The organism is uncultured Cardiobacterium sp. (genome assembly GCF_938028185.1).
Classification (GTDB): domain Bacteria; phylum Pseudomonadota; class Gammaproteobacteria; order Cardiobacteriales; family Cardiobacteriaceae; genus Cardiobacterium.
Genome location: NZ_CALJAH010000189.1, coordinates 1 through 2,950, shown reverse-complemented (window position 1 = coordinate 2,950; position 2,950 = coordinate 1). Strand labels below are relative to the sequence as shown.

Here is a 2,950-nt window from a genome sequence, read left to right as displayed (position 1 = left end):
TAGGCGCGCGGGGTGTCTTTGCCTGCGTAGGCGAAGGCGTAGCCGTCGGCAATCATCGTCAGGTTCACGTCGCGGGTGATGTCGTAGAGGACGCCGAGGCTGCGGTGGTAGTAGTCCTGGCCGAGGTAGCGCATTTCAAAGTGGTGCGGCAGGCGCTTGCGCAGCGCTTCGCGGGATTGTTCGCCGTAGGGAGTTTGTCCCATTTCCGGAGCGTCAATGCCGGCGAGGCGGATGTGCAGTTTTTGCCGTTCGCAGGTGGCAATGATGGTGTCGCCGTCGCTGATTTTGTCGAGGGCGCAGCGGTAGGCTTGGCCTTTTTCGCCGCGAAATTCGGCGGGGGCGGGTTCGCTTTGTGCGGCGAGGGCAAAGAGGGCGATGCCGCTCATCAGCAGTATCCCGTATTTGTCCCAGGTGGTGCGGTGGCGGATGGCAAACAGCGCCGTCAAGCGGCGCTGTTTCGGGTTTGTTCGGGGGGCTTCAGGCGTCGGCATTTTGGTCCACGCGCTCGCGCAGCTCTTTGCCCGCGCGGAAGTAGGGGATGGATTTGGACGGCACTTCAACGGAGTCGCCGGTTTTCGGGTTGCGCCCGGTGCGCGCTTCGCGGTAGTGCAGGGAGAAGCTGCCGAAGCCGCGGATTTCGACGCGGTCGCCTTTTTCAAGGCTTTGGCAGATTTTTTCGATGATGAGTTTGACGGTTTCTTCTACGTCCTGGCTGCGCAGTTGCGGGTAGCGCATACAGAGGCGGTCTATCAGTTCGGATTTGGTCATGTGAGCTCCTTTCCGTCGGGCGAAGGCGATACCGCCGCACGTTGCGGTGCGGCGGCGTTGGCTTTGTCAGTCTTCAGAGTTGCCCAGCTCTTTGAAGATGTCGCCCAGCGAGGTGCCGCTGTGACTTTCTTTGCGGGTGTAGTCCTGGATGACGGCTTTTTCGTCCGCGACGTCTTTGGCGCGCACGGAGAGGTTGAAGGTTTTGTGTTTGCGATCGACGTTGATGACTTTGGCTTCGACTTCGTCGCCAACGGAAAGCAGTTTGGTCAGGTCTTCAACGCGCTCGATTGCCGCTTCGGAGGCTTTGAGGATGCCGTTGATGTCGTCGGTCAGTTTGATGACGGCCTGGCGTTCGTCCACTTCGGTGATGGTGCCTTTGACGACGGAACCGCGTCCGTGGGCGGAGGCGAAGGCGGAGAAGGTGTCCTGGCTCAGTTGTTTGACACCCAGCGAGATGCGCTCGCGTTCGGCGTCGATGCCGAGGATGATGGCTTCCACTTCCTGGCCTTTTTGGTAGTGGCGCACGGCTTCTTCGCCGTTTTCGTCCCAAGAGAGGTCGGAGAGGTGGATGAGGCCGTCAATGCCGCCTTCGAGGCCGATGAAGACGCCGAAGTCGGTGATGGATTTGATTTGGCCTTTGACGCGGTCACCCTTGTTGAATTTTTTCTCAAATTCTTGCCACGGGTTCGGCTGGCACTGTTTCATGCCGAGCGAGATGCGGCGGCGTTCGGGGTCGATTTCCAGAATCATCACATCGACTTCTTGGCCAACGGCGACGAATTTGCGCGGGTTGACGTTTTTGTTGGTCCAGTCCATTTCGGAGACGTGTACTAGGCCTTCCACGCCGTCTTCGATTTCAACGAAGGAGCCGTAGTCGGCGATGTTGGTGACTTTGCCGCGCGTTTGGCTGTTGACCGGGTAACGCTGGGCGATGTCGCCCCACGGGTCGGAGCCGAGTTGTTTGAGACCGAGGGAGACGCGGGCGCGTTCGCGATCAAATTTGAGGACTTTGACTTCGACTTCGTCGCCGATGTTGACGACTTCGGACGGGTATTTGATGCGTTTCCACGCCATATCGGTGATGTGGAGCAGGCCGTCCACGCCGCCGATGTCAAGGAAGGCGCCGTAGTCGGTGAGGTTCTTGACCACAGCCTTGACGACGTCGCCTTCTTGCAGGTTTTTCAGCACTTCGTCGCGCTCGGCCTTGTATTCGTTTTCGAGGACGGCACGGCGGGAGATGACGATGTTGTTGCGTTTTTGGTCGAGTTTGATGATTTTGAAGTCAATTTCCTTGCCTTCGCTGAGCGCCGGGTCTTTGACCGGACGCACGTCAACCAGGGAGCCGGGCAGGAATGCCTTGACGCCTTCAACGTCCACGGTGAAGCCACCCTTGACCCGGCCGGAGATAACGCCGGTGATGGTTTCGCTGTCGTTGAATTTTTGCTCCAGTACTTCCCAGGTGCGGATGCGTTGTGCTTTTTCGTGCGAGATTTTGGTTTCGCCGAAACCGTCCTCAAGGGCTTCGAGGGCGACTTCCACGGTATCGCCCACATTAACGGTCAGATTGCCGTTTTCATCAGTGAACTGGGCGGCGGGGATGAAGCCTTCGGATTTCAGGCCGGCGTTCAGGACGACAAAGTCCTTGTTGATTTGCACGACTTCGGCCTTGATGATGGAGCCGGGTTTTAATTCGGCGGTTTCGATGCTTTTTTCAAAAAGCTCAGCAAATGATTCCATAGATGACTCTGGTTGATAGAAAGGGGTTAGGAAAAAGAAAAACGTGCGGCAATTTCGGCGTTTACCTGCTGCTGCACGTCCGCAATCGACAAAGTACCCGTGTCGATGACCACCGCATCCGAAGCTGGTTTGAGCGGGGCTACGCTGCGGGAGCGGTCGCGCGCATCGCGCTCGGCTATCTCGGCGTAGATGGCGCGAAGATTAACAGATTCTCCTTGTGCCAACAACTGTTTATAGCGCCGCTCGGCGCGGATTTCCGCCGATGCGGTCAGGAAAAATTTGAGTGGCGCGTCGGGAAAAACGACCGTCCCCATATCGCGCCCGTCGGCAATGAGCGGCGCATCGCCGCCGAAATGCCGCTGAAAATCGAGCAGCGCCGCGCGCACCTCAGGATAGGCGGCGATTTTCGAGGCGGCATTGCCGCAGCGCTCGGTACGCAGCGCAC

Annotated in this window: 4 protein-coding genes; all 4 read right to left on the bottom strand. The window is 58.4% G+C overall.

Features of this window, described 5'->3' with window-relative positions; translation table 11 throughout:
* A partial coding sequence (locus Q0349_RS05600) for a thermonuclease family protein (protein WP_298079896.1) occupies positions 1-446 on the bottom strand: 446 nt, incomplete at its 3' end.
* A gap of 31 nt (positions 447-477) precedes the next feature.
* On the bottom strand, positions 478-768 hold the full coding sequence (locus Q0349_RS05595) for an integration host factor subunit beta (protein ID WP_298079895.1): 291 nt from the start codon (positions 766-768) through the stop codon (positions 478-480).
* Positions 769-834: 66 nt separating this feature from the next.
* Complete coding sequence (gene rpsA / locus Q0349_RS05590; protein WP_298079894.1) at positions 835-2,505, bottom strand: 30S ribosomal protein S1; 1,671 nt, start codon at positions 2,503-2,505, stop codon at positions 835-837.
* A gap of 26 nt (positions 2,506-2,531) precedes the next feature.
* On the bottom strand, positions 2,532-2,950 hold a 419-nt coding region (gene cmk / locus Q0349_RS05585; RefSeq protein ID WP_298079893.1), incomplete at its 5' end, for a (d)CMP kinase.